The organism is Acinetobacter sp. 5862, from assembly GCF_024494585.1.
Lineage (GTDB): Bacteria > Pseudomonadota > Gammaproteobacteria > Pseudomonadales > Moraxellaceae > Acinetobacter.
In genome coordinates this window covers 20,476-45,140 of sequence record NZ_JANHGP010000032.1, presented here as the reverse complement: position 1 = coordinate 45,140, position 24,665 = coordinate 20,476, and the positions used below count along the sequence as shown (strand labels likewise).

General features: G+C 38.3%; 21 protein-coding genes, 4 tRNA genes and 1 pseudogene. 13 read left to right on the top strand and 13 right to left on the bottom strand.

Features of this window, described 5'->3' with window-relative positions; translation table 11 throughout:
• Nucleotides 1-6: 6 nt before the first annotated feature.
• From NO346_RS05540 to NO346_RS05520, 5 genes are all read left to right on the top strand, one after another.
• Nucleotides 7-91, top strand: a tRNA-Leu gene (locus tag NO346_RS05540).
• 68 nt (nucleotides 92-159) lie between these two features.
• Nucleotides 160-233 (top strand) — tRNA-Trp (locus NO346_RS05535).
• A 125-nt stretch (nucleotides 234-358) separates the two neighbouring features.
• Nucleotides 359-1,110 (top strand): IS5 family transposase gene (locus NO346_RS05530; protein ID WP_103270875.1). Its coding sequence is split into 2 segments (ribosomal slippage): nucleotides 359-695 and nucleotides 695-1,110, totalling 753 coding nucleotides; the frame shifts between segments, so codons are not numbered across the junction.
• Nucleotides 1,111-1,200: 90 nt separating this feature from the next.
• Nucleotides 1,201-1,285: transfer RNA gene (locus NO346_RS05525), tRNA-Leu, on the top strand.
• Nucleotides 1,286-1,347: 62 nt separating this feature from the next.
• Nucleotides 1,348-1,421: transfer RNA gene (locus NO346_RS05520), tRNA-Trp, on the top strand.
• 388 nt (nucleotides 1,422-1,809) lie between these two features.
• Here the strand turns inward: NO346_RS05520 and NO346_RS05515 are convergent.
• The gene (locus tag NO346_RS05515) at nucleotides 1,810-1,992 is read right to left on the bottom strand and encodes a transposase (RefSeq protein WP_171295165.1); all 183 of its coding nucleotides are present in this window, start codon (nucleotides 1,990-1,992) and stop codon (nucleotides 1,810-1,812) included.
• A gap of 160 nt (nucleotides 1,993-2,152) precedes the next feature.
• Here NO346_RS05515 and NO346_RS05510 point away from each other — a divergent pair.
• Nucleotides 2,153-3,376, top strand: a pseudogene (locus tag NO346_RS05510) (IS256 family transposase).
• A 77-nt stretch (nucleotides 3,377-3,453) separates the two neighbouring features.
• Here the strand turns inward: NO346_RS05510 and purB are convergent.
• The 9 genes from purB to NO346_RS05465 all read right to left on the bottom strand — a co-directional run bounded on the left by purB (nucleotide 3,454) and on the right by NO346_RS05465 (nucleotide 10,893).
• Nucleotides 3,454-4,842, bottom strand: coding sequence for an adenylosuccinate lyase (gene purB, locus NO346_RS05505; RefSeq protein ID WP_256414535.1), 1,389 nt, complete (start codon nucleotides 4,840-4,842; stop codon nucleotides 3,454-3,456).
• Nucleotides 4,843-4,896: 54 nt separating this feature from the next.
• Nucleotides 4,897-5,628, bottom strand: coding sequence for a high frequency lysogenization protein HflD (gene hflD / locus NO346_RS05500; protein WP_005217064.1), 732 nt, complete (start codon nucleotides 5,626-5,628; stop codon nucleotides 4,897-4,899).
• An 18-nt stretch (nucleotides 5,629-5,646) separates the two neighbouring features.
• Nucleotides 5,647-6,780, bottom strand: coding sequence for a tRNA 2-thiouridine(34) synthase MnmA (gene mnmA / locus NO346_RS05495; protein ID WP_256414533.1), 1,134 nt, complete (start codon nucleotides 6,778-6,780; stop codon nucleotides 5,647-5,649).
• Nucleotides 6,781-6,784: 4 nt separating this feature from the next.
• Nucleotides 6,785-7,273 carry an NUDIX hydrolase gene (locus NO346_RS05490; protein ID WP_256414532.1) on the bottom strand — a complete coding sequence of 163 codons (489 nt, stop codon included), beginning with the start codon at nucleotides 7,271-7,273 and terminating at the stop codon, nucleotides 6,785-6,787.
• Between the two features lie 83 nt (nucleotides 7,274-7,356).
• Nucleotides 7,357-8,034 carry a DUF2625 domain-containing protein gene (locus NO346_RS05485; protein WP_256414531.1) on the bottom strand — a complete coding sequence of 226 codons (678 nt, stop codon included), beginning with the start codon at nucleotides 8,032-8,034 and terminating at the stop codon, nucleotides 7,357-7,359.
• 45 nt (nucleotides 8,035-8,079) lie between these two features.
• Nucleotides 8,080-8,616, bottom strand: a complete 537-nt coding sequence (locus NO346_RS05480) for a gamma carbonic anhydrase family protein (protein ID WP_256414530.1) — start codon at nucleotides 8,614-8,616, stop codon at nucleotides 8,080-8,082.
• Between the two features lie 91 nt (nucleotides 8,617-8,707).
• Nucleotides 8,708-9,856 carry a D-alanyl-D-alanine carboxypeptidase PBP5/6 gene (gene dacC, locus NO346_RS05475; RefSeq protein ID WP_087543955.1) on the bottom strand — a complete coding sequence of 383 codons (1,149 nt, stop codon included), beginning with the start codon at nucleotides 9,854-9,856 and terminating at the stop codon, nucleotides 8,708-8,710.
• 113 nt (nucleotides 9,857-9,969) lie between these two features.
• A complete protein-coding gene (locus NO346_RS05470; protein WP_005159320.1) occupies nucleotides 9,970-10,371 on the bottom strand; it encodes an MCR_0457 family protein in 402 nt (133 codons plus the stop codon).
• Between the two features lie 147 nt (nucleotides 10,372-10,518).
• The gene (locus NO346_RS05465) at nucleotides 10,519-10,893 is read right to left on the bottom strand and encodes an MCR_0457 family protein (RefSeq protein WP_005159321.1); all 375 of its coding nucleotides are present in this window, start codon (nucleotides 10,891-10,893) and stop codon (nucleotides 10,519-10,521) included.
• A 103-nt stretch (nucleotides 10,894-10,996) separates the two neighbouring features.
• Between NO346_RS05465 and surE the strand changes: the two genes are divergently transcribed.
• From surE to NO346_RS05450, 3 genes are all read left to right on the top strand, one after another.
• The gene (gene surE / locus NO346_RS05460) at nucleotides 10,997-11,767 is read left to right on the top strand and encodes a 5'/3'-nucleotidase SurE (protein ID WP_256414529.1); all 771 of its coding nucleotides are present in this window, start codon (nucleotides 10,997-10,999) and stop codon (nucleotides 11,765-11,767) included.
• A gap of 111 nt (nucleotides 11,768-11,878) precedes the next feature.
• On the top strand, nucleotides 11,879-12,709 hold the full coding sequence (locus NO346_RS05455; protein ID WP_087543959.1) for a peptidoglycan DD-metalloendopeptidase family protein: 831 nt from the start codon (nucleotides 11,879-11,881) through the stop codon (nucleotides 12,707-12,709).
• Nucleotides 12,710-12,840: 131 nt separating this feature from the next.
• Nucleotides 12,841-13,770 (top strand): LysR family transcriptional regulator, encoded by a 930-nt coding sequence (locus tag NO346_RS05450; RefSeq protein ID WP_208727891.1) that lies wholly within the window; start codon nucleotides 12,841-12,843, stop codon nucleotides 13,768-13,770.
• Between the two features lie 40 nt (nucleotides 13,771-13,810).
• Here the strand turns inward: NO346_RS05450 and NO346_RS05445 are convergent, their stop codons facing one another.
• Nucleotides 13,811-16,438 (bottom strand): ATP-binding protein, encoded by a 2,628-nt coding sequence (locus NO346_RS05445; RefSeq protein ID WP_256414526.1) that lies wholly within the window; start codon nucleotides 16,436-16,438, stop codon nucleotides 13,811-13,813.
• A gap of 186 nt (nucleotides 16,439-16,624) precedes the next feature.
• Between NO346_RS05445 and NO346_RS05440 the strand changes: the two genes are divergently transcribed.
• From NO346_RS05440 to rpmE, 4 genes are all read left to right on the top strand, one after another.
• Nucleotides 16,625-18,799: an MFS transporter gene (locus NO346_RS05440; RefSeq protein ID WP_256414525.1), complete on the top strand. Its 2,175-nt coding sequence runs from the start codon at nucleotides 16,625-16,627 to the stop codon at nucleotides 18,797-18,799.
• Nucleotides 18,800-18,801: 2 nt separating this feature from the next.
• Nucleotides 18,802-19,203 (top strand): lactoylglutathione lyase, encoded by a 402-nt coding sequence (gloA, locus tag NO346_RS05435; RefSeq protein ID WP_005159336.1) that lies wholly within the window; start codon nucleotides 18,802-18,804, stop codon nucleotides 19,201-19,203.
• Between the two features lie 134 nt (nucleotides 19,204-19,337).
• Nucleotides 19,338-20,306, top strand: a complete 969-nt coding sequence (locus NO346_RS05430; protein WP_256414524.1) for a bile acid:sodium symporter family protein — start codon at nucleotides 19,338-19,340, stop codon at nucleotides 20,304-20,306.
• Between the two features lie 196 nt (nucleotides 20,307-20,502).
• Nucleotides 20,503-20,727, top strand: a complete 225-nt coding sequence (gene rpmE / locus NO346_RS05425) for a 50S ribosomal protein L31 (RefSeq protein WP_004662919.1) — start codon at nucleotides 20,503-20,505, stop codon at nucleotides 20,725-20,727.
• A 92-nt stretch (nucleotides 20,728-20,819) separates the two neighbouring features.
• Here the strand turns inward: rpmE and NO346_RS05420 are convergent, their stop codons facing one another.
• Entirely contained in the window at nucleotides 20,820-22,919 is a 2,100-nt protein-coding gene (locus NO346_RS05420) for an EAL domain-containing protein (protein WP_256414523.1), read from the bottom strand.
• A complete protein-coding gene (locus NO346_RS05415) occupies nucleotides 22,901-24,655 on the bottom strand; it encodes a GTPase (RefSeq protein WP_256414521.1) in 1,755 nt (584 codons plus the stop codon). Before NO346_RS05415 ends, NO346_RS05420 begins: the two co-directional genes overlap by 19 nt.
• Between the last annotated feature and the right edge of the window lie 10 nt (nucleotides 24,656-24,665).

Below are 24,665 nucleotides of genomic sequence, written 5' to 3'. Positions count from 1 at the left end.
CCCATCGGGGGCGTGGCGAAATTGGTAGACGCACTGGATTTAGGTTCCAGCGCCGCAAGGTGTAAGAGTTCGAGTCTCTTCGCCCCCACCAAATTTAAAAAGCAAGAGTTTCTTGCTTTTTTTATGATTAAATCAGAAATGAATTGATCATAGAGTTATAGAGGATTGGTGTAATGGTAGCATGACGGTCTCCAAAACCGTTCGTCAAGGTTCGAGTCCTTGATCCTCTGCCAAATATCAAAAGGAACTTTAAATAAGTTCCTTTTTTTATTTCAAGAGTTTTTTCATTTGTATACGAAAAAAGCATTAGGGCTTGTTGAGAATTAACAAAGGGTACTGATTAATTTATAATAGTACTATGGATAGATACATACTTACTGATGCCCAATGGGCAAAAATGGAACCTTTTTGCCTAGGTAAAGTGACCGATCGAGGTCGTAGTGGAAAAGATAATCGATTATTTTTAGAAGCAGTCCTATGGATTGCCCGTACAGGCAGTCCATGGCGTGATCTACCTGCTCATTTTGGTAAATGGAATACCGTCTTTAAAAGATACCGTGATTGGGTGAAAGCTGGTGTATTTGAAACTATTTTTGCATCTGTAAATGAAGATGTTGATTTGGAATACGCCATGATTGATGGAACGATTGTTAAAGTTCATCGACATGGCCAAGGTGCAAAAGGGGGACTTTCAAACAGTCTATAGGTAAATCTCGAGGTGGAATGACCTGTAAAATTCTTGCCTTAGTGGATAGTCTAGGCAACCTCATTAAGTTTCGATTAATGCCTGGTCAATATCACGATTTAGTAGAAACCAAACCTTTAATCGAAGATGTTGATTTTCAGGCATTACTAGCGGATAAAGCATTTGATGCAGATTGGCTCATCCAAGAACTCAATGAACGTAAAGTGAAAGTGGTGATCCCACCTAAATCTAATCGAAAAGTAATGAGAGCATTTGATACGATTATGTATAAATGGCGTCATCTCATTGAAAACTATTTCTGTAAGTTAAAAGAATTTAAACGTATAGCGATGCGTAGTTGTAAAACAGATACGAGTTTTGAAGCCATGATTCAATTGTGCGCGAGTTTAATTAACTCTCGGTAATTCTCAACAGACCCTAGCTTTCAGATGCATAGTTTTTTTATAAAAAAGGCTTGTCAGCAAGAAAGTTTATCACTAATATACACATCCATCGGGGGCGTGGCGAAATTGGTAGACGCACTGGATTTAGGTTCCAGCGCCGCAAGGTGTAAGAGTTCGAGTCTCTTCGCCCCCACCAAATTTAAAAGTAAGTTTCTTACTTTTATGATTAAATCAGAAATGAATTGATCATGCAGTTATAGAGGATTGGTGTAATGGTAGCATGACGGTCTCCAAAACCGTTCGTCAAGGTTCGAGTCCTTGATCCTCTGCCAAATAAATAAAAAAGCCCTTGTATTTTCAAGGGTTTTTTTATTTTCTCAATTTGATGTTTGAGTAAAAGTATAGAAATATTTGCTCAAAGCATACATAGCCTGTTTTGACTTATATAAAAAGACTAGGGAACACATAGGTTTCCTAATCTTAAGTTGGTGATTTTATATATTGATCGATTATGGTGTTGCTAATACAGTTGCCAAGAGTGGTAAATTTTGCCCTGTAGCAGCAGCTTAGGACTTACGCATAAAAGTAAAAAATTAATGCACTATAGCCCAGAAAATAGCATCACAATCTCAGGCTTTCTGAGTTGTTCTCGCATATAAGAACTGAGTAAGCCTTGCTTTAACTGATAAATCGTCGTTTTCCATTTTCTCCCTAAGGCGATCAAACGATGCCACACCAATATACACAGGCTATATGATTTCGTTGACTTTGACCCTTGCGACACTGGCAACGTTCTATACCTGTCGTTTGTTTTAACTCCCGATGCACCTGCTCAATACGCCAGCCAACTGCACAGATTGTTTTGATCTCATCAAGTGTACGAGTCGTTGTTGCATTCGTCACAATATAATCTGTACGTTCGGTAGAGAACGGTAAACAGTAAACCTGTAATGAATGACCTTTGGGAAAACCGCGTAAATGGACGCTATAGAGTCTGTAAATAAAACTGTGTAAACGCTTAAACTAAGCCCTGACGCTGTTGGGGTTAACTAAGGTGTTTATTATGAAAGATGAAGCAATGTTGGCATTAGCAAAAGAGCTTGCTAAAAATCTAAAAACTGAAGCTGACCTCAATGATTTTAGTCGAGCGTTAAAAAACTCACTGTTGAGACTGTTCTTAATGCCGAGCTTACTGAACATTTAGGGTATGAAAAAAATAGCTTTCGCACTAACAAAAATGCACGTAATGGCTATACCACAAAGGGTTTATTAACCGATGATGGTGAGTTTAATCTCGATACACCTAGAGATCGTGATGGTACATTTGAGCCACAGTTGATTAAGAAAAAACCAGACTCGTATCACGCAAATGGACAGTCAAATTTTATCGCTATATGCCAAAGGAATGACCACACGAGATATCGTTGCCACATTCAAAGAAATGTACGATGCAGATGTATCACCAATGCTCATTTCCAGAGTTACAGATGCGGTCAAAGAGCAAGTAATCGAATGGCAAAACCGCCATTTAGATGCTCTATATCCCTTGCGCAGCAGTGCTGCTCATTATATGGATTGTATCGTCGTTAAGGTACGTCAGGGCAGTTTAGTTATAAACAAGGCCGTATACCTCGCATTAGGCGTCAATACTGATGGACAGAAAGACCTATTAGGCATGTGGATGTCAGAAAACGAAGGTGCTAAATTTTGGTTATCTGTCCTGACCGAACTTAAAAATCGTGGTTTAAAGGATATTCTGATTGCCTGTGTAGATGGCTTAAAAGGCTTTCCTGATGCGATTAATACGGTCTATCCTGATACCCATATCCAGTTGTGTATCATCCACATGGTACGCAATAATCTCAAATATGTGAGTTGGAAAGACTATAAGGCTGTAACTGCCGATTTAAAGAGGATTTATCAATCTGTTACGGAAGATGCAGCGTTACAGGCTTTAGATGAATTTGGGCAAAAGTGGGATGACAAATACCCTCAAATCAGCAAGTCATGGTTATCCAACTGGTCGAATTTAAACACGTTTTTTGCTTACCCAATGGATGTTCGTAAAGCAATTTATACGATAAATGCAATTGAGTCACTGAACAGTGTTATCCGTCATGTGACGAAGAAAAGAAAAATCTTCCCAACGGATGATTCAGTGAGAAAAGTGGTATATTTAGCGATTATGGCACCAAGCAAAAAATGGGTAATGCCTACCCAAAATTGGAAAGCTGCTATGAATCGTTTTAGCATAATGTTTGTAGAGCGCGTAACGAGATATTTTTAAATCTGCATTTACACAGAATTATTTACAGGCTCATAAAAAAAGCAAAGCCGAAGCTTTGCTTTTTTATCGAATACTATTTAGATTTTGCTGATCAAATCATTAATTTGTTTTGCTTGTTCAGCAGCATTACCTGTGTAAGTTGCAGGTGTTAATTCAGCTAAGCGCGCACGTTCGTCAGCAGGAACTTGTAATAATTCATCACCATTTACGAAGTTCACCATCATTTCACGTGTCATTGCTTGACCGCGAGTCAATGCTTTTAATTTTTCGTATGGCTTTTCAACGTTATAACGACGCATAACGGTTTGGATTGGCTCTGCAAGAACTTCTTGTGCTTGGTCTAAATCTTCATTTAAACGGTTCGCATTCAATTCAAGTTTACCAATACCTTTTAAGCAAGCATCAAAAGCAATCAAGCTTTGTGCAAAACCAACACCCATGTTACGAAGAACAGTTGAGTCAGTTAAGTCACGCTGCCAGCGAGAAACAGGAAGTTTTTCACCAAGATGACCCAATACCGCATTTGCGATACCTAAGTTACCTTCAGAATTTTCGAAGTCAATTGGGTTTACTTTATGAGGCATTGTTGAAGAACCAACTTCACCGTCTTTTAATTTTTGCTTGAAGTAACCCAGAGAGATATAGCCCCAAACATCACGGTTAAAGTCAATCAAGATCGTGTTGTAACGACGTAGAGCATCAAACAACTCAGCCATATAATCATGTGGCTCAATCTGCGTGGTGTATGGGTTGAAGCTTAAACCTAAAGATTCTACAAATGCTTGAGCATGTGCAGCCCAGTCAATTTCTGGGTAAGCAGATAGGTGAGCATTGTAGTTACCGACAGCACCATTGATTTTGCCAAGTAATTCGACATTTTCAAATTGCTTGATTTGGCGCGCTAAACGATAAGCAACGTTTGCCATCTCTTTACCCAATGTAGTCGGGCTTGCAGTTTGACCATGTGTACGAGACAACATTGGTTGTTCAGCATGTGTGATTGCCAAAGCAGAAATCGTATTGAGGATTTGTTTCATGCTTGAAACTAAAACTTCACGACCATTTTTAAGCATTAATGCATGAGACAGGTTGTTGATGTCTTCAGAGGTACATGCAAAGTGAATAAATTCGCCCGCATTTTGTAGCTCATCAATATTCGCAATTTTTTCTTTAAGGAAATATTCAACCGCTTTTACATCATGGTTCGTCGTACGTTCAATTTCTTTAATACGATTCGCATCTTCTTCAGAAAAATTGGTTACGATCGCATCTAATGCTGCATTTGTTTCAGCAGAAAAAGCAGGAACTTCAATAATTTCTGCACGATTTGCAAGTGCTTGTAACCAACGCACTTCAACCGTAACACGAGCGTGGATTAAACCAAACTCAGACAAAAAAGGGCGTAACGCATCGCATTTGCTTGCATAACGTCCATCAAGTGGTGAGAGTGCGGTTAAAGCATTCATACAGATTCCTTAATTTTGGAATAAACATAAAAATAAATTCGTCTTAGCATCGGTTTATACCACCTGATACTGTAAACGAGCGAGAGCTTGAATATCTTGTAATAACTTACGTTTAGTAAAAATCATACTCCAAGAGCTACCACCGAGTTGCTTCCATAAATGTGCAAGTTGTAAGCCAGTAAATAAACATGCACGAATACGGTTGGTATGATTGATGTCTTTAAATGCTTCGGCATTACCGCGAACTAAAATACGAGGATTGATTTGTCCTGCTGTTTCCACATAAGTTTGTGCAAGGTTGGCGATAATACTTGGATGCAAATAGTTGTTATCGAAAAATGAAAGCTGTTTTAATATTTTTTGCTGAGCTGCTTCGATAATTTTGACGTATTCAGGATTGCTATACACTTTCTTTTCTAATTGCAATAACGCCATTGCATAAGACATTGGGAGTTTAGCAGTCGACATTTTCGGAATACGAGATTTAGGCGCAGTATTAAAAGGTTGCGTTATACAACCTTCTAATGTTTTTAAACCAAGAGAGATATCTGCAAGTTGATTAAAAAAATCTAAAGTTTGAGTGGCATTATTGGTGGCTGGGCGAATATTAAGACTGGCTTTAATCAGTAGTTCAAAATAAAAATTACCGCTATCGCCAATACTTTGCTGACCCGCCATTGCAGTCATATGTGTGAGCTGAGTTGCTTGAAACACAGCAGCCAATGCCAAAGCACGATTTTGTCGAACATTCAACGCTTGGGCGTGCTGAAAGGGTAACTCCACCATGCTTCGCTTCCAATTTCCTTAAATAAAATCTGGTTCAGGTGCATTGGTATGGTGAATCACACCACCACCTAAGCACACTTTTCCGGAGTAGAACACCACGCTTTGTCCAGGAGTTACAGCTCTTTGTGGTTCATCAAACTCAACTCGAATACCATTTTCAGTTTGCTCATCACGATAAATTGTACACGCTTGATCAGGCTGGCGATAACGGGTTTTTGCCGTGCATCGGAATCCTGTACTTGGGATGTCCTGTTCGCCTGCAACCCAATCAATTGACTCACTCCAAAGCTGCGTACTTTGCATCAATGGATGTTCATGTCCTTGACCAATCACTAAGCGATTATTGGCAATATCTTTATGTAATACGAACCATGCACCTTCTTGTACACCTTTCATACCACCGATACCAATACCACCGCGTTGACCGAGCGTATAGTACATCAAGCCATGATGTTCACCAACTTCTTTACCTGACTCTAAAACAATTTTTCCAGCTTGTGCAGGTAAGTATTGTTTCAAGAAATCGGTAAAACGACGTTCACCAATAAAGCAGATACCCGTCGAGTCTTTTTTCTTGGCAGTTGCCAGATCTAACTCTTCTGCAATGCGACGAACTTCGGGTTTCTCAATTTCGCCCACAGGGAATAGGGTCTTGTTAATTTCACGACCATGTACCGCATGTAAGAAATAAGTCTGGTCTTTATTATTATCGACACCACGCAGTAATGGGGCATAGGTTTCGCCACGTGAATTCTGCATGCTTACACCACGACGGGCATAGTGACCTGTTGCAATAAAGTCTGCACCCAAAGTCATCGCATGATCGAGGAAGGCACGGAATTTAATTTCTTTATTGCACAAGATATCTGGGTTTGGTGTGCGACCTGCAGCATATTCAGCCAAGAAGTGTTCAAACACGCGATCCCAATATTCCATGGCAAAGTTCGCAGTGTGCAGCTTGATACCAATTTTATCTGCAACGGCTTGCGCATCAGCTAAGTCTTCAAGTGCTGTGCAGTATTCCGTACCATCATCTTCCTCCCAGTTTTTCATGAAAAGGCCTTCAACTTGATATCCTTGTTGAAGTAATAATGCGGCAGAAACAGAGGAGTCTACACCACCAGACATACCGACGATGACACGTTGTTGCATCTAATTAAGCGTCCAAATGAGAAGTTAATGAGGGAGAGAAAGGGTGCTCATAAATGAGCGATAAGGGATATTTTTTGCCAGCAAGGGCATCTTCAATTACTTTTAAAACCAATGGGCTTCTAGCACGTGCTGATTCTTGTAGCTCATCTAAGTTCATCCATACTGTACCAACAATACCTGTATCCAGTTGAGCATTTTCTTCAACTGAGGTGACATGTGCTAAAAAGCAAAAACGGTAATAGGTACGATCTGGAAACATCGGTGGAGTATAGGTATAAATACCGAGTAGATGATCAATTTCAACATGATGACCTGTTTCTTCTAAGGTCTCACGAATCGCTGCTTGAATAATGGTTTCATCGCATTCTACATGTCCCGCAGGTTGATTAAACATGGTATGTACAAAGCCTTCGCTGTGTTCTTCAACAAACAGAAAACGTCCGTCTTTTTCGACTACAGTAGCGACTGTGACATGCGGTGTCCAAGCGGTCATAGAAAGCACCATGATTTTAAAAAACGTATTCTACAAAATTTGAGAGTTTTTGGCTATGGTAGTGCTGATGGGGAATTATTGAATTAATCTAAATTTTTCATTTCATTAATAATTGTATCCAGCAACCAGAAATTTTCTTCAATTGAAATAGCCTTTTTGCTTAATTCATCTATATTCTTTCCTTCTAGTGTCCATAGAAAAGGATAAAATGAAAAGACCTGATTCCCAGTAAGTTCTTGAATATCAGTTTTCCAATTATTCCACCTTAAAGAGCCATAAAATTGATCGAGATCGCCATTTAAACACCAATTTAAGAAATCTGAATAACCAATCTCTAAATTTTCCCATCTTAAACAGTCGGGAGCAAGATAATAAATATCACCTAAGTTTTCTCCCAAACCACCACAATTTATCGAAAAATAACCACCCAGAATATCGTCGGCTATAAGTAAATAATCAGGTTGCTTATGTTGTTGGGTGATTGTTTTTCCAATATTCCATTCATGAATTCCACGATCTAACCTTTTGCTGCCAGAACCTAAAACTCTCAACCATCCATGATCAATGAGTAAACCACCAGTTTCATAAATCATAGCTCCCATTGAGGAGCGAGTCGTCACTTGGATTGAAAGTAATTCACTTTCTGCTCTGTTTATATTATTAGGTAGCATTTCAAATTGATTCTTAGCCGTTTCCAACCAGCTTTTAATGAGAATCCAACCTGATTCCTTAGTATCTATTAGTTCATTTAGTTGTTTCATTGTTCTTTGAGTTCGTTAGTGTGAATTGATTAAATGGATATAAATTTAATTATTCTTATAATTATCCTTCACTTTCACATAATGGCGTGCTGAATAAGGAAGGAATTCCATTTCTTTTTCAGTCAGTGCACGAACTTGTTGTACTGGACTACCAACATAGAGATAACCGCTTTTTAAAACTTTACGTGGCGGAACAAGACTGCCTGCACCAATCATGACATCATCTTCAATAATCACGTCATCTAAAACAACGGTATTAATCCCGATCAGGACACGATTACCAATGGTACAACCATGCAAAGTTACATGATGCCCAACCGTCACATCTTCTCCAATGACCAGCGGAGAACCATTTGGTTTAGCTTGATTTTTATGGCTGACGTGTAACATACAGTGGTCTTGTACATTACTATTTTTGCCAATCTGAATTGAATTGACATCACCACGGATTACGGCAAAGGGCCAAACAGAAACATTCTCTGCTAATTTGACATCACCGATGATGACAGACATGTCATCCACATAACAGCTTGAGTCAATATTAGGTTCTTGGTCGAGATAAGGGCGAATGTTCTTAGCCATGAGTATGATCAATATAAAATATAGATGAATTATAAAATAAAAAAGCATTCATGCCCAAGAGCATGAATGCTTAATATCAGCAATTCTAAAATTAGAATAAGTTACTAAAGAACATCTTGATATGGTCAATTAGACGAGCAAAGAAACTTGCTTCTTCAACAGGTTTTAATGCAACAAGTGGTTTCTCTGCAATGACTTTACCATCAAGGCTTGCAACTAATTTACCCACAACTTGACCTTTGGCTAAAGGCGCATTCAATTTAGGTTGAACTACAAGTTGAGTTTTGATTTTGTCCGCTTGACCTTTAGGCATGGTTACGTTGAAGTTTTCAGCAAGACCAATTTGAACATTATCTTCTTTACCAAACCATACTTTTGCTTTAGCAAGCACTTGGTTAGCAGGTTGTACATTTGCAGTCTCGAAGTTTGCAAAACCCCATGCTAATAATGTCCGAGTCTGTCCAGCACGTTCGTTCATGCTTGGTGTGCCAAAGATGACTGAAATCAAACGCATTGGACCACGTTTACTTGATGTGGTTAAGCAGTAACCAGCCTCATCCGTATGACCCGTTTTCAAACCGTCAACGCTTGGGTCTGTATAAAGCAATGCATTACGGTTGCCTTGCTTAATACCATTAAACGTAAATTCTTTTTCTGAATAGATCGGGTAGTATTTAGAGCTATCTTTGATAATGTGTTGAGCAAGAACAGCCATATCTTTTGCTGTTGAGTAATGACCTTCAGCAGGCATCCCTGTTGAGTTGATGAAATGGGTGTTCACCATGCCAATCCGTTTGGCTTCCTGGTTCATCATATGGGCAAATGTACCTTCGTTGCCCGCAATGTGTTCGGCCATTGCTTTAGATGCATCATTGCCTGATTGAATAATAATACCACGTAACATTTCTAGGACAGTTGCTGTACCATTTAATGGTACATACATACATGATTCAGCACTGGTACCACGACACCATGCTGATTCATTCATACGGACTTGTTCGTTGTCTGTTAATTCACCCTTTAAAAGTTTTTGTTCTATGATGTAGCTTGTCATCATTTTGGTCATAGACGCGGGTGCGAGTTTTTCATTTTCGTTTTTTGCAGCAAGGATTTGTCCTGTCTCGTAATCCATTAATACATAGGATTTATTATTTAATTCTGGTGGAGACGGTAGGACAGTCGCTGCATATGAAAGGCTTGGCAAAAGTAATAATGCAGCAAGAGCGCTTTTTTGAGTCATTCTAGGTGTTCCAATATCTTGTGTGAAGCAGATGAGCCTAGCATTTTAGGACAAAGCAAAGCCGACTTCTACGGTAGAAGTCGGCTTTTTCATGCAGTATTGTAACTAATCAGTTACTTAGAATAATAATTCCGAACATCATCGCAAATTTGACGATTATCATCTTCAGATGCAGCCTTCGCATCTTTACGCGCTTCAGCAAGAGGAGCTTGGAACTCTTTGGTTTTAGCACGTTTATTGAGGATGTCTACAGCATTTGGTTCATTTGATAAGTATGATTTGACGAGGTTGTCATATGCTTTATTAAATTTTAGATCTTTGCCAATTAAATCTGGGCAGATTTCTGACAATACATAAATTGCAGCAAGTTCTTGAGGAGTCACGCCTTCAGATGTTGGTGTAACTTCAATTTTTTCAGGTTCAGATTTTTTTTCTGCGGCAAATACGGTTGTTGTGAAAAGACTGGAAGTAATGAGAAATGATAAACCTAGTGTTTTGAAAACATTTTTCTTCATAAGAACTCAAACTCAGAAACAAGACTTAAAGAATTTGAATAGCTTATATCATAAAAATATCAGTAGATTGTATGTTTGCTGTAGGAAATTAAATGGAAGCGTTTTCAAATCTTAAATTTGAAAACGCTTCCAAATTTTAATGGCATATTAGCCTTCAAAATTTAATACATCTTCACATACTGACTTTTGTTCAGCTTTTTCAACTTCTTTCGCTGCTTCACGAGCATCTTTCAATAAAGATTGGAATTCTCCATCTTTTTGTAGACTCTCAAGGGAAGCTGACTTATCAGAATAGGTGCTTAAATAAGAACCCACCATCTTTTTGATGTTTTCGTCAAATTTAGCATTTTTTCCAATTATGCTTGGGCACATTTCAATGAGGACTTGCGCATTGGCAATATCATCTTTGATGAGTGCGTCTGCTTCTTTAGTTGAAACCGTTGTGTTTGCAAAAATTGCGGGTGCTGTTAGAAGTGAAAAACTTACCCCTAAAACACGGATAAAAGTAGATAAATGTCTCATGGCGGCATAAATTTCTAATACTATGAAGTTACAAATATATATAATTCAGTGAATAATTCAATTGAAAAAACTACGTAGTAACATTTGAAGAGACAAGATCAAAGTGAATATTTTAATAGCAAATGATGATGGTGTTTTTGCACCAGGCTTACAGGCTCTAGCACAAGCGTTAAAGCCTTTAGGACGCGTTGTCGTGGTTGCACCTGAAAGTGAGCGGAGTGGTTATTCAAGTGCGTTGACATTAGATCGACCGTTACGACCCGTTCAGATTGCAGAGGATGTTTGGGCTGTGAATGGAACGCCCGCAGATTGTGTTTATTTATCAATGAATGGTCTATTCGATTTTGAATTTGATCTTGTTGTAAGTGGTATTAATAGTGGCGCAAACCTCGGCGATGATGTTCTATATTCAGGTACGGTTGGTGCTGCATTTGAAGGTCGCCTAATGAAACATCCTGCAATCGCAGTTTCATTAGCAGGTTCAAATGTACGTTCCTATGAACATCCTAAGCATTATGCGAAAGCTGCACAATGGGTTCATGATTTTATTGCGAATGGAATACCAATTTTGCCGCCCCGTCATATTTTTAATATTAATATCCCAGATGTTGAGCAAATTAAAGGGACACAAATCACCTATCAAGGTCGTAGAGCACAATCCAAACCAATTAGTAGCCATGTCGATCCACGTGGTCGCCAAGTCTATTGGATTGGTTTAGCCGGTGAGGCGGTTACAGAACCTCAATCCGCTTCAAGTCATATTCAGTCTGATTTCTTTGCTGTCGCGAATGGTTATGTCAGTATTACGCCGATTCAAATGGATGCAACTAATTATGCTGTACTCGATAATTTACATCTTCATGTAAATGGTTAGCAGTGGCTATGTTATAACTTTGTGAATATAGAAAGTGAGAACTCGTTTTTTCTCACTTTTTTGGTACTCTTAGGCGCAAATAAATTAAGGTTTTTTTCGATGAGGGCGAAGATGCATTTAAACCATGTCTCGATTTTTCTATCACGAAAAATGATTAAAACAATCGTGTTGTCTATGGCAGTAACAAGCATTGTCGTCGTTACAGGTTGTGCATCAAAACCACAAGCAAAAGGTGGTAATCGTTATGTACAGCAAGCACCCAATTATTACACAGTACGTTCAGGCGATACGCTGAGTGCAATTGCAAATCGTTATGGATTGAATTATTTAGATGTTGCTGCGCTGAATGATATTGCGCCGCCTTATCGTATTTATGTCAACCAATCATTACGTTTAAAAGGTTCTGTTGCAGAACGAACTACATCTACACAAGCAGTGGTACAAACCGCGCCGATTCAACGTCAAACGATTAACTTACCAACACAACAACCTGTTGTTCCTAAGACACAGCCTGTTATACCCAAAGCTGTTGTTCCAGCAAATCCTGTTACACCATCTTCAACGACGCTTGCTTCGAGTTTACGTTGGGTAAAACCATCAAATGGAGCGATCATTCAAAGTTTCAATTTGGCAAATAACGTCAAAGGAACACGTTACGGTGGTAATGAAGGTGATCCAATTTTTGCTGCTGCAAATGGGCAAGTGGTCTATGCTGCTGATGGTTTAAAAGAATATGGCAATCTAGTCTTGATTAAGCATATTGATGGTTATATTACGGCGTACGCGCATAACAGTAAGATGTTAGTCAAGAGTGGGGATAATGTGACTGCTGGTCAAAAAATTGCAGAAATGGGTTCTTCAGGTGCTTCACGTATCATGCTTGAGTTCCAAGTTCGTTTAGATGGCAAGCCTGTGAATCCAATGACAGTTTTACCAAACTAAAATAGCCGAATTAATAATCTTTCAATAAATTATTAATAATCGCTAGTTTAAGGGTAGACTTCTTTGTATACTTATTGAGATTGCTTTAATTAGAACAATAAGCATATTTTAATAAATTAAGAGAGAAGTCTATGCTAGATCAATTGCGTGCAATGGGGGTCTTTGCTTGCGTTGTTGAAAAAAGTTCTTTTAGTGGTGCAGCACGAGAATTAGGAATTACAACAAGTGCAGTCAGTCAACAAATTCGTTCTTTAGAACATGAAATGGATGTCACTTTACTTCATCGTTCTACTCGAAAACTCAGTCTTACAGAAGCAGGACAAGCATTTTTTCTCAGTTGCCAAGAAATGTTGGCTGCCGCTGAACGTGGCAAAATTCGTATCAATGAACTGCGCGACGATCTTGTTGGAGATTTACGTATTGCGACGACACCTGAATTAGGTGCCTTGCATGTCATTCCAGCACTATCTCATTGGATGTCAGCACATAAAGGTCTAGCGATTCATTTTGAAGCAGACCACCGTTATATTGATTTGATTGAAGAGCGGATTGATATCGCAATACGGATGAGCCTGCGTGTTGATGATCATCAGCTCACCGCAGTACCTTTAGCGAGAGTTGATCAGGTTCTTGTTGCATCGCCAAGTTATCTCAATCAAGCATCAACTATTACTCGCCCAGAAGATTTACGAAATCACGAATTATTACCTGTTACTTTGATGCACAATTATCAACATTTTGCCTTCCGTCATGGTTTGAGTGGTGAAATTGTCAATGTTGATATGAAAACACGCTTAGGCACAAACAATGTTTTTGTTGCTAAATCCTTGTGCCAGCAGGGGCATGGTATTGCACGTATTCTCTATATGGACATTCAAAAAGAACTGATTAATGGTTCTTTGGTTGAAGTTCTACCTGATTGGCAACTTCCTGCTTATACGCTTCATGCTTTAACTTCCAAGCGTGAACAATACCCAATGAAAGTGCATCGTTGTATTGATGCATTAAAACAATATTTCGCTCAATTACCTGGTGGACGATCTCTACTGGGTGTAGCCTAAGAAAAAGGCCATGTTTGTTTAAAAACATGGCCTTTTCATTTTATCTATTCTTCTTACGAAGTGATTTTAAGCTTTTAGCTTCAACAGTAGATTCTTCTGAAGATTTTGTCTCAGTTTCATCTTTTTTGGTCTTTTTTCGCTTTTTCTTTTTTTTAGGTTCATCATCTTCAACAGCTTCGCCGTCCTCAATTGCTTGCCAATACTCAAGTTGTTCCATAACCGCTGCATAGATTGAATTTTTACTATATCGACCTTTCTTATCTAATGTACCTACTGGGCGAGCCATTAGAATTTCTAAGGCTTGATCAATTGTTTCAATCGCATGGACATGGAACTGACCTGCTTGAACCGCTTCAATTACATCTTGACGTAGCATCAAATGTTGCATGTTTTGACGGGGAATAATGACGCCTTGTTTGCCTGTTAAGCCTTGAAGTTTACATGCATCGTAGAAACCTTCGATTTTTGCATTCACTCCACCAATTGGTTGTACTTGACCGAGTTGGTTCATAGAACCCGTAATCGCCCATGATTGGTCAATTGGAATTTGAGAAATGGCAGAAATTAAAGCTGAAAGTTCTGCAACAGTGGCACTATCGCCATCCACTTGTCCATAGCTTTGCTCAAACGCCAATGCTGCGGAGAAATGTAAGATTTGTTCACGACCAAAGTGTGCTTTTAAGAAGCTTGACATGAGCAACACGCCTTTGGCATGAAGCGAGCCGCCTAACTCGACACTGCGTTCAATATCTAAAATATCACCGCCGCCTTGATAAACGGATGCGGTGAGACGAGAGGGTAAACCGAACTCAACATCTGCATAGTGAATTACAGACAAGGCATTGATCTGACCGAGACGATGCCCTGAAGTTTCAATTAACTGCGTACCGCGAGAAAGGTCTTGCCAGTAAAGCTCTCGTAAATAGCCTAAGCGATATTGGCGATGATGCAAGGCCTGATTGACATGCTGATCTGTGACTATTTTGTCATCAGCTTTAAAGGCATGATGATGTGCTTCACGAATTAAATCACCGAGTGTAGAGGCATGTAGTGAGAGAGAGCTTTGATCTTCTGCTTGACGACTAGAGTCGGTGAGTAAAGCAGCGAGCGCTGAACGATCAAATGGAAGCAATTTATCGGCTTGAACATAGTCTGCAATCAATTGCATGTAGGCCTGTTCATTGCTGTTATTACGCTGCAAGGTATCCGTAAAATCTGCTCGAATTTTAAAGACACTGCCTAATTCTGGTTCAACCTCTAAAATTTCATAGTAAATTTCAGGTTCTGCCAGTAAAACAACTTTGATATCTAAAGGAACAGAAGCGGGTTCAATCGAAATGCTGCCCGTTAATGTTAGCATATGTTCTAACGAAGAAAGTTTGAGTTGGCCTGATTTCAATGCACGTTTTAAACCTTGCCATGCATAAGGCTGTTCAAGCAATTGCTCTGCTTCAAGCATTAAAAAGCCACCGTTGGCTTGATGCAAAGACCCTGGGCGAATTAAGGTAAAGTCGGTGGTAATCGTACCATTATGTGTAAGTTGCTCAACATGACCTAATAAATTGTAGTGCGTTGGAAAATCTTCGAAAATAACTGGAGCACCGCTATTTGGCTTATTGGCAATAATTACATTAGCTTGATAACGTGATGGAACACGATTAAATAAAGCAGGCGTAAAATCATCTTCTTCTTGTTCTAAAATCAGCTCAACATTATCAATAATATCTTCAGCATAATGTTTTAGATATAAGTCGAGACCTTTGACTTCTTTATTTTTATTTAAAATTGACTCCATACGTGGTGTAACCACTTGAGTGGCAATTTCACGGTTTAAAATTGATACTTGATCACGCGCATCGTCTTCTAAATCACCAAGATGTAACCCTAAACGCTCTAGTTTTTTCTCCATATAACGCATGTTGGATGTGATTTCAGCACGTTCTTTGCTGCTTAGCGCATCAAGATCATTTTTTGTTAATTCTTGATATTCATTCTCTATGAGCTGCATTGGAATAAACACGTGTTTGTCATCACGAGAGATCAACTTTAAATCGAGTTCTTGTCCTTCTTTAGTGAGTTCTATTAAAGCTTGCTGCTGGACATCACCTGTATCTTGACGAATGCGTTCAATACGGTTGTGATAAGTTTCCGCACTAAAACGGCGTTCCAATTGTTTTAGAATAATTTGCCATGCCTGCTGCAAGGCATTTTGAAATTTAGTGCCTTGCCCAGCAGGAAAGCGCAAGGCAATCGGTTGTCTTGGATTTTTGAAGTTATTGACATAAACCCAATCGTTTGGTGTAGGCATGGTTTTAGCGTGTTGCTGAAGCAACCGTTTAATCATGGTGCGTTTGCCAAGACCCGCTGTGCCAACTGCAAAAATGTTATAGCCAGAGTATGGTAAGGAAATACCAGCTTCTACTGAAGCACGTGCACGATCTTGCCCAAGAAAGTTATTGAGGGGTTTGATACGTTTAGTTGAACTCGGAATCTCAGCTAAATTTAGAATATGCGTGAGTTGTTCAGGGCTAAGTGCTGTTTTCTTAAGTGTCGTTTGAATATCCGTCTGCTCAAAGGCGCTTGGTAAAGAATTGATTTTCGCTGTAGTCGTGTTTGTTGGTGTTGAAGATAAAGTTGTTGCAGTCATTTGATCAAGTTTTTGGGTCACTATTGCTATCCAACAAAGAAACGAAAGTTAAGTAATTAAAGGTATACAGTTTTAGGTCTAAAGATCAAGCGAACTTGTGTTTTTTATCGACAAAACAAAACAATCGTTGCATAAAGCAACTTGCAAGCAAGAGCAAGAAACGATTGAATAGGCACATTCACGCATGTTCATGGAAAATAATAACCAATGACAACTCAAGCCACTGGGTGGGCATCCGCATTTAAAGCTTTTTTAGATCGCCGTGCACTGATTATGCTATTTCTTGGTTTCTCGGCAGGGATACCCATTTTATTGATTTTTTCTAGCTTGTCTTTATGGTTAGGTGAGGCAGGAATTGATAAAAGTGCTGTGACATTTTTTAGTTGGGCGGCATTAGGTTACTCTTTTAAATTCGTTTGGGCACCGTTGATTGATGAATTGCCTGTTCCATTGTTAACGAAAAGTTTAGGTCGCCGCCGTGCTTGGTTGTTGATTGCACAGTCTTTGATTATATGTGCAATTTGTATTATGGCATTTTCCGACCCAGCACTTGGACAAAGCTATTTAATTCAAATGGCAGTTGGTGCTGTTTTATTAGGATTCTCGGCAGCGACTCAAGATATTGTCATCGATGCTTATCGTATTGAACTTGCTGAAAGTGAGATGCAAACGGTTTTAGCTTCAACTTACAACGCAGGTTACCGGATCGGGATGATCGTTGCGGGTGCAGGGGCTTTATTTCTTGCTGCTTATTTAGGTACAGCCAAAGGCAATTATATCTATGAAGCATGGAAATATACTTATCTCACCATGGCAGCAGTCATGGTGGTTGGTATTATTACAACTTTATGCATTCGTGAACCTCAAGTAAATCGTGTTTATAAACATTATAAAACTACAGATTACTATCGTTTGGTCTTTGTATTTTTTATTGCTGTTGCAACTTTTGTTGTCAGTTATATTTACTCTGGGAATGTAACAGATGCTATCGCTAAAGCCGCAAATATTAAAGATACTGCTGCTTTATTTGGTTTAGAAGCACTGCGCTTTTTAACTGCTACAGCCACAGCTTTATTGGTTGGTTTGGGTTTAGTTAAAACTGGCGTCGTGAATCAACAAATGGCTAAAGAAACTTGGGTTGCCCCAATTTTAGATTTCTTTAAACGCTACGGTATTAAACTTGCCTTAGTTCTTTTACTGCTGATTGGTTTTTTCCGCATCTCAGACATCATTGCAGGAGTGATTTCCAATGTGTTCTATCAAGATCTAAATTTCAGTAAAGAACAAATTGCTGAGGCTGTGAAAATCTATGGTGTGATCTTTAGTTTAGTTGGTGGTTTTCTCGGTGGTTTGTTGGCGCAACGCATGAACATTATGAAACTCATGTTTGTGGGCGCAGTGTTGGCCAGTTCAACCAATTTAATTTTTATCGGCTTGGTCAAATCAGGTAAACCACTTGCTCCAGTTGAGGTTCAGGTCGGAAATAAACATTATCAAGTGCAAACCGATGATGTTGGATATTGGAAATTACAAGTACCGAATGACGTTTTAGCAAAAGCAAATTCGGTACAGGTAAGTACTCAGTACCAAAATCAGAGTGATACCAATGTAACTCTTGCAATACCATATTTAGTAAATGCCCAACACGCTCAGATTCAATTATTACCTATCGGTGGTGATGATCAATTAACAGAAAAAGAATTGAAGCAAAGTCTGGTCGTTAAAGGACAATTAGCAGGGCTTAAAATTGAAGATTTAAATCAGGATAAGCCTGTTATCCTTAAATTAGATAATCAAGAATTTGCTGCGAAAGTGGATGATAAAGGAATATTTACTGGTGCTGTAGATGGAAAGCTATTACAAGCATCTCCCACTAAAACGATTAAAGCTTTTGTTCATTTAAAAAATAATAGTGCAAGCCAGTTATTTGCAACAAGATCATACCGTATCAATACTGCATCACATGTTGAAACCACACTCGATGTCGATATTCAGCCAATTGCTGTGGTCGATCCAAGTCAGTCAGGCACAATAGAACTTTCTGGCAAAGTGATAAAAGGCTATAGCTCATTGTGGCTCTATTTTGCCATTATTGTAGATAATTTAGCTTCAGGTTTGGCAGGTGCTGCATTTATTGCCTTTTTATCTAGCTTAACCAGCGTATCATTTACCGCAGTTCAATATGCAATTTTCAGTTCATTAATGACTTTAACACCCAAATTATTGGGTGGTTATTCAGGAACGATTGTGAGTAATATTGGCTACCCAAATTTCTTTTTAATGACGACTTTAATTGGAATTCCAATTTTGATTCTTGTGGTTTGGGTTGCGAAACTATTGCGTGACCATGAAAACCGAACAACTCAACAGACAGGTGAATAACTATGCGCATGTTACATACGATGTTACGAGTAGGTAATTTAGAACAATCTTTAAAGTTCTACACTGAGGTACTTGGTATGAAATTACTACGCCAACGTGATTATGAAGAGGGGCGTTTTACCTTGGCTTTTGTGGGCTATGGTGATGAAGAAAACAATACTGTGCTTGAGCTGACTCATAACTGGGATACAGCTAGCTATGATTTAGGCAATGCCTATGGTCATATCGCCATTGGCGTAGATGATGCTTATAAAGCATGTGAAGAAATCAAAGCAGCTGGTGGAAAAGTAGTACGTGAGGCTGGCCCAATGAAAGGTGGAGTGACGGTGATCGCTTTTGTTGAAGATCCAGATGGCTATAAGGTTGAATTGATTCAACAGGATCAAAATGCACGTAATAATTAATTTCGTATCTTGATCTACAATTTCTAATTTAAAGCCATAGCTTTATTTATACAGCCCAGTATGATGTTTTGATCGAATGGTCAATAATCTCATGTTGGGCTGTATCGTTATTAGCGAACAGATTGGGAAAAGTTATGTTAAAGTTCTTGGCGCTAGATCGTTTCACAATATTATTGATAGCAATGGTAGTACTAGCGACTTTTTTCCCAGTTTCGGGACAGGTTGCGCATTACTTTAATATCCTAACGACAGTTGCGATTGCTATATTATTTTTTTTACATGGCGCCAAGTTGTCACGTGAAGCCGTTATACAGGGAATGCTGCATTGGAAAATGCATGCATTGGTTTTTGCTTTTACTTTTGTGATTTTTCCTGTAATTGGGCTTTTAGCTAAACCTGTTTTGGAGCCGCTTCTTGGGCAACAGTTGTACTGGGGCTTTTTATTTATGTGCTTCTTACCCTCAACAGTACAATCTTCAATTGCATTTACGTCGATTGCAAAAGGGAATGTTGCAGGGGCAGTTTGTAGTGCATCTTTCTCCAATATCATTGGGATGTTTATTACGCCAATCTTAGTGAGTTATTTTATCTTAGGCCAAAGCCAACATGGCTTTGATCCTACGCAATCGATTGTTCAAATTACCTTGTTACTATTGGTTCCCTTTGTTTTAGGTCAGTTACTTCGCCCTTATGTTTTTCCTTATATGATCAAATTACCAAGTTTAGTGAAAGCTTTCGATCAAGGATCAATCTTAATGGTAGTTTACGGTGCCTTTAGCAGTGCTGTAGTTGCAGGCTTATGGCATCAAATCAGTGGATTAGCTTTGCTGTATTTAGTACTTGCATGCTCAGTTTTGCTTACTATTGTAATGTTGCTTGCTTCGTATTTACCAAAATGGTTAGGGTTTAATCATGCAGATCAAGTTACTATTTTCTTTTGTAGCTCTAAAAAAACGCTAGCGAGTGGCGTGCCAATGGCGCAAATTCTGTTTATTGGTCAGCCTTTAGGTATGATTGTATTGCCGATTATGATTTTTCATCAAATCCAATTAATGGTCTGTGGTGTAATTGCGAATCGTTGGTCAAAATCAAAACAAGAATAGTTCGCAAATTTTGATTTATTGGCGTATAATCTTTGCCACTTGTTGGCTTTGCTCTGATCTAAGGGTCTCGGTGAGTCAAAAGAAATGGTCTGTTGTGGTATTGATCTGCGAGTGTTAACACTCTGCTTTCCTCATCTTGAGAGTGATCAATTGCGATAACAGCTTAAGCCTTTCTTACTAAATAGGAGCATCGACCATGCGCGCCGATATTCACCCTAAATACGAAAAATTAGTTGCTACTTGCTCATGCGGTAACGTAATCGAAACTCGTTCTGCACTTGGTAAAGAAACTCTTTATCTTGACGTATGTTCAGCTTGCCACCCATTCTATACTGGTAAACAAAAGAATGTGGATACTGGTGGTCGTATCGACAAATTCAAACAACGTTTCTCTGGTATGTCACGTTCTATCAAACGTTAATATCAAAAGGCATAAAAAAAACGGGCGATATGCCCGTTTTTTTATGCCTTTTGATATTCCCTCCTTTATCAAAGGAGGGTTAGGGGGATTTTCTATTGGTCTTGTACGTCAGTTAAACGATCAAGTTTCTTTTGGAAGTAGTTACCTTGCAAGAAGCGGGCTTCGACATTCCATGCATTCGCAAACAAACTCATGTCATTGAGTTCGGTGAGTAAAATCTCAACTTGCTTTTCAGCAATAAAATGAAGAATTTTCTCTTGCAGAATTGCCATTTCTTTTTCAGATACTAGCATCTTCGCTAATTTTCGATGGAGGCTTAAATACTGCGTATCGATCTGTTGAAGAATTGAGTCACTATAAAGAGAATCACCAAAGTTACGAATAGAGATTTCAGCGCCGTGTTGACGAAGTGATGCAATCAGAGATTGAGCCTGTGATAAATTTTGCTGAAGAGCTTGCTCTGAAAACTGCAGAATTAAAGGATGGGCTTGTTTGCTTCCAATAATTATCAATAATTTAGCGACCAATTCGGATAATTTTCTGTCATTCAATAAAATATGATGATTCAGATTAATAATTAATTTAGCTTTTGGATATTGGGTAATGAAGTTGTGTAATTGTTTACAAGCTTCTACTAATACCCAACGGTCTAACTGAGCCGATAATTCATGATCATCTTTTAGATCACTAAGATCCATCAAGTCTAACCATTGATTATTATGAATAATACCGCCAAATACTTCATAGGTATGAGTGAATTGATCTTGTTTATCATAAAGCTGCTGATATTTTAGATGTATATCACCCTTATCTAATTTGCTTCTGAGCTCTTCTAAAAGATTGACTTCCATCGACATTGAAATTTTATCAGTTGTCAGGCTAATATCACTGTCAATCGATGCATTTTTCAAAACTGGTAGTGCATGCGTAAATGCTTGAGAAATGATTTTCTCAAAATGAGCATCATCTAATATTTGTTGGTCTAGTTCTTGATAGCCCAGTTTTAAATGTAATGGGAAAGTGTGGTTTTCAGTGACCAATAACTGAGGTTTTTGTAAACCGTTCAAGCCTATAAGCAAAGAGTTTAAAACTGTTTTTGATTCAGCTTGAATAAGCCCAACATACAAAGCCGTTTCTATTTGATAAATTGGAACATTGACTTGTTCTTTAATGAAATTTGCAATATTTGAAAAATAAGCTTTAGTTCCACGCCAGTCAGTTTGAAAAACTTCGTTTGGACAATTATTCAGGCTAAATAAGATTAGCGCATTTGCATTGGCTGGGTGATTTGCTAAATTTCGATTAATTTGTTGCAGTGCTGAGATGATACCAGAGGCTTTTTCACTTTGTACTGAAGTAGTCGTGGCAGTTGCTGCTGAAACAACAGTTGATGATGATTCACATTCAATATTCAGTTGTATTTCATCATCATTACCAGAGGGTAAGAACTCAACATGTAAAAGATTATTCTTAACCATTGGATTTTGGGTGCGAATTTCAAAGCGTGCTTGTTCGAATAAGCCTTGGGAAATTCTTTTAAAGCGTAATTTAAACTGGCCTAAATCTTCAGGTTGTAAAATATCAAGTATTGGTAAGCCAATGACGTCGTCATCGCTGTCGAAACCAAATAGGTGAGCATATTCAGCATTCGCTTTGATATGAATACCTTCTTGTAGAATTGCAACTGCTTTATGTGTTTCAGCAACAAGTGATTGGGCTTGTGTTTGAGCTGCCTCTAATTCGGTAAGTAAACGGTGCTCTGCTTGTACTAAACGACTGAATGAAAGTGATCTAATAATACTGATATAAAATTCTTCTGGCGCCTTTAAGTTCACAACATCATAAATACCTTTATGAATGTAATTTTGATATAGCGCTGAATTATAGTCATCTGGCTCAAGCAGTAGAATGGGTAAACTTGGTTGTGCGGATGCATGAATAAGAGAAAGCGTTTGTTCGATTTTTAGATCGTAAGCACGTCCAAAAATTACAATATCCCAAGGCAAATTCAATTGTTTTTCAAAAGTTTTTAAATCATCAAGTAAAATAGCCTGTACTTGATGTTCTTGCTGCGCAAAAAGCTCTAAAACTTGATTATACCTTAATTGGTTATCATCAATAATGAGTAAGCGCGTTTCAGTTCGTTTCAACTTTTTAGAGAGTAAAGAATTTCTCACTTCAATGCTTCCCATAAATCTTGGTCATTTGTATCCATATTTTTTTGCGCAATAAATTTATTAAGAACGGGTTGTTCTTCTTCATTAAGTAGTTCAAAGTCGAATTGAACAAAACTTTGGGTAATTAGTTGTGCAGTCAACAGATACACTTTTACTTCCTCTTTCCCTAATCTCAAATGAACAGCTTGCTGTTCGCGAAAAATTTGCGAGCCTGGCAAAATTATTGTTGTTTTAGTTTCATCTAAATTTTGATTTTTTAAAATAAGCGCAGGGTGATAATTGCTAATATGACGATCTGCTTGTACGCGAACTGCACAAGGGAAAATTTCTTGTGCTAAAACCTCTAAGCCTAATTCTAAACTTTTTTCACTTGATTGCTTTAACCAACGAATTACACCGCCGCGCCAATGTCCATGAGAGGTTTCTTTTACAAGAATATATTCGCCAGTTCTTAGATTTTTTGGTGCTTCGGCTGACCATTTAATTCGATAACCATTAACACTAATATCTAAAATATCCGCTTGATAAATGGCTTTGTTTTCTCGGCTTAAACGCTGGATTGAGGATTCTTGATTGCCAGAAGAATCTTTTTTATCCCAAGTTGATAAAAATTTTGATTCGCTTTGTAGTCCATACCCGTGTTCTAAGAGTAATGTTTCACCGAAGTTTTTTGCTTTGGATAAATAGAAGTGGGCTGTTAAGAGTCCAAAACAAATATGTAGTTGAGCTGAATATTCATAGCGTTCATGGCGACGTTCCGCCGTAGATCCTAAAATAGTCTGAACGTGGAATTTTAGAGCGGGTGTGAGGTAAATTTTTTCATTCTTAGAAATATATTCAGCATTTTTATGTAATGTTGCTGTCACATGATCAAGTAAACCATTTGTACTAATAAAGATATTAGGATTAAATCCTGAACTTTGTTTTTTGTTGTATATTGGCGGATGATCTTTAGTTGTATCAACAACGTATTTAGTTAAATCAGTCTCTTTAGATAAGAGCTGTAGCATTTTGGCCCAGTCAAAACTGCATTGAAACAGGGCTTGAATTTCTGTTTGACGAATTTGATTGGTATTAAAAATATCCATCAAAATTAATTGAGCATAGGCCTGAGCAATATTATTCAGGCTATTTGGCTTAGTTTGTGCCTGTTCAATAGTCACATGATGATACTTATGTGTCACTGCTGCATCGTATAATTGATGTGCAATGAGCCACTGTCCTGCAACAGGTTCACTATATAACATGTGTTGTTGATAAAGAAGCTGCGTAAGTTGTTGCAATGCTTGGAAAGTTGCAAGTGTTCTAGCAGTATGTAAATTTTTCTTTTGGTTTAGTGCAAAAATAGAAAATTTTCGATTTTCCAATTGTTCGCTACTGCGGCGAACAATATTAATATAAATAGCCGCAAAATAGCAGCGTAACAGCATTGCCAGTTCAATGATGTGCTCATTACGATCTGAACTGATTACACCCTGATTAAAAAAATTTTTCTCTAGGCTACCTAAAATATTTTCAATCGTTGGGTGTAAGGTCTGAATGAGATCAAAACGTAATGTTTCTGAACAATCTAATTCACAAAGCTCTAATAAAGCTGCAAACAATGCTTTTGAAGTATCACCCAACTGCATAATTGAGAGGGTTGAAATCCATTCTGTTAAACTTTTTGCGTTTGCATCACAAAAACTGAGTTTATCCCGTCTTAAAACAGTGGGAATTTGAAAAATATCCGAAAATGCATTATTCATCATTGTAATCAAT

What these genes read in the sequence shown, in the direction of transcription:
- NO346_RS05455 (WP_087543959.1), top strand. Translation starts at nt 11,879, where the DNA reads ATGCATTTAAACCATGTCTCGATTTTTCTATCACGAAAAATGATTAAA.
- NO346_RS05470 (WP_005159320.1), bottom strand. Translation starts at nt 10,371, where the DNA reads ATGAAGAAAAATGTTTTCAAAACACTAGGTTTATCATTTCTCATTACT.
- mnmA (WP_256414533.1), bottom strand. Translation starts at nt 6,780, where the DNA reads ATGCAACAACGTGTCATCGTCGGTATGTCTGGTGGTGTAGACTCCTCT.
- NO346_RS05480 (WP_256414530.1), bottom strand. Translation starts at nt 8,616, where the DNA reads ATGGCTAAGAACATTCGCCCTTATCTCGACCAAGAACCTAATATTGAC.
- purB (WP_256414535.1), bottom strand. Translation starts at nt 4,842, where the DNA reads ATGAATGCTTTAACCGCACTCTCACCACTTGATGGACGTTATGCAAGC.
- hflD (WP_005217064.1), bottom strand. Translation starts at nt 5,628, where the DNA reads ATGGTGGAGTTACCCTTTCAGCACGCCCAAGCGTTGAATGTTCGACAA.
- rpmE (WP_004662919.1), top strand. Translation starts at nt 20,503, where the DNA reads ATGCGCGCCGATATTCACCCTAAATACGAAAAATTAGTTGCTACTTGC.
- NO346_RS05465 (WP_005159321.1), bottom strand. Translation starts at nt 10,893, where the DNA reads ATGAGACATTTATCTACTTTTATCCGTGTTTTAGGGGTAAGTTTTTCA.
- NO346_RS05440 (WP_256414525.1), top strand. Translation starts at nt 16,625, where the DNA reads ATGACAACTCAAGCCACTGGGTGGGCATCCGCATTTAAAGCTTTTTTA.
- NO346_RS05420 (WP_256414523.1), bottom strand. Translation starts at nt 22,919, where the DNA reads ATGGGAAGCATTGAAGTGAGAAATTCTTTACTCTCTAAAAAGTTGAAA.
- dacC (WP_087543955.1), bottom strand. Translation starts at nt 9,856, where the DNA reads ATGACTCAAAAAAGCGCTCTTGCTGCATTATTACTTTTGCCAAGCCTT.
- gloA (WP_005159336.1), top strand. Translation starts at nt 18,802, where the DNA reads ATGCGCATGTTACATACGATGTTACGAGTAGGTAATTTAGAACAATCT.
- NO346_RS05415 (WP_256414521.1), bottom strand. Translation starts at nt 24,655, where the DNA reads ATGATGAATAATGCATTTTCGGATATTTTTCAAATTCCCACTGTTTTA.
- NO346_RS05450 (WP_208727891.1), top strand. Translation starts at nt 12,841, where the DNA reads ATGCTAGATCAATTGCGTGCAATGGGGGTCTTTGCTTGCGTTGTTGAA.
- NO346_RS05490 (WP_256414532.1), bottom strand. Translation starts at nt 7,273, where the DNA reads ATGACCGCTTGGACACCGCATGTCACAGTCGCTACTGTAGTCGAAAAA.
- NO346_RS05485 (WP_256414531.1), bottom strand. Translation starts at nt 8,034, where the DNA reads ATGAAACAACTAAATGAACTAATAGATACTAAGGAATCAGGTTGGATT.
- NO346_RS05430 (WP_256414524.1), top strand. Translation starts at nt 19,338, where the DNA reads ATGTTAAAGTTCTTGGCGCTAGATCGTTTCACAATATTATTGATAGCA.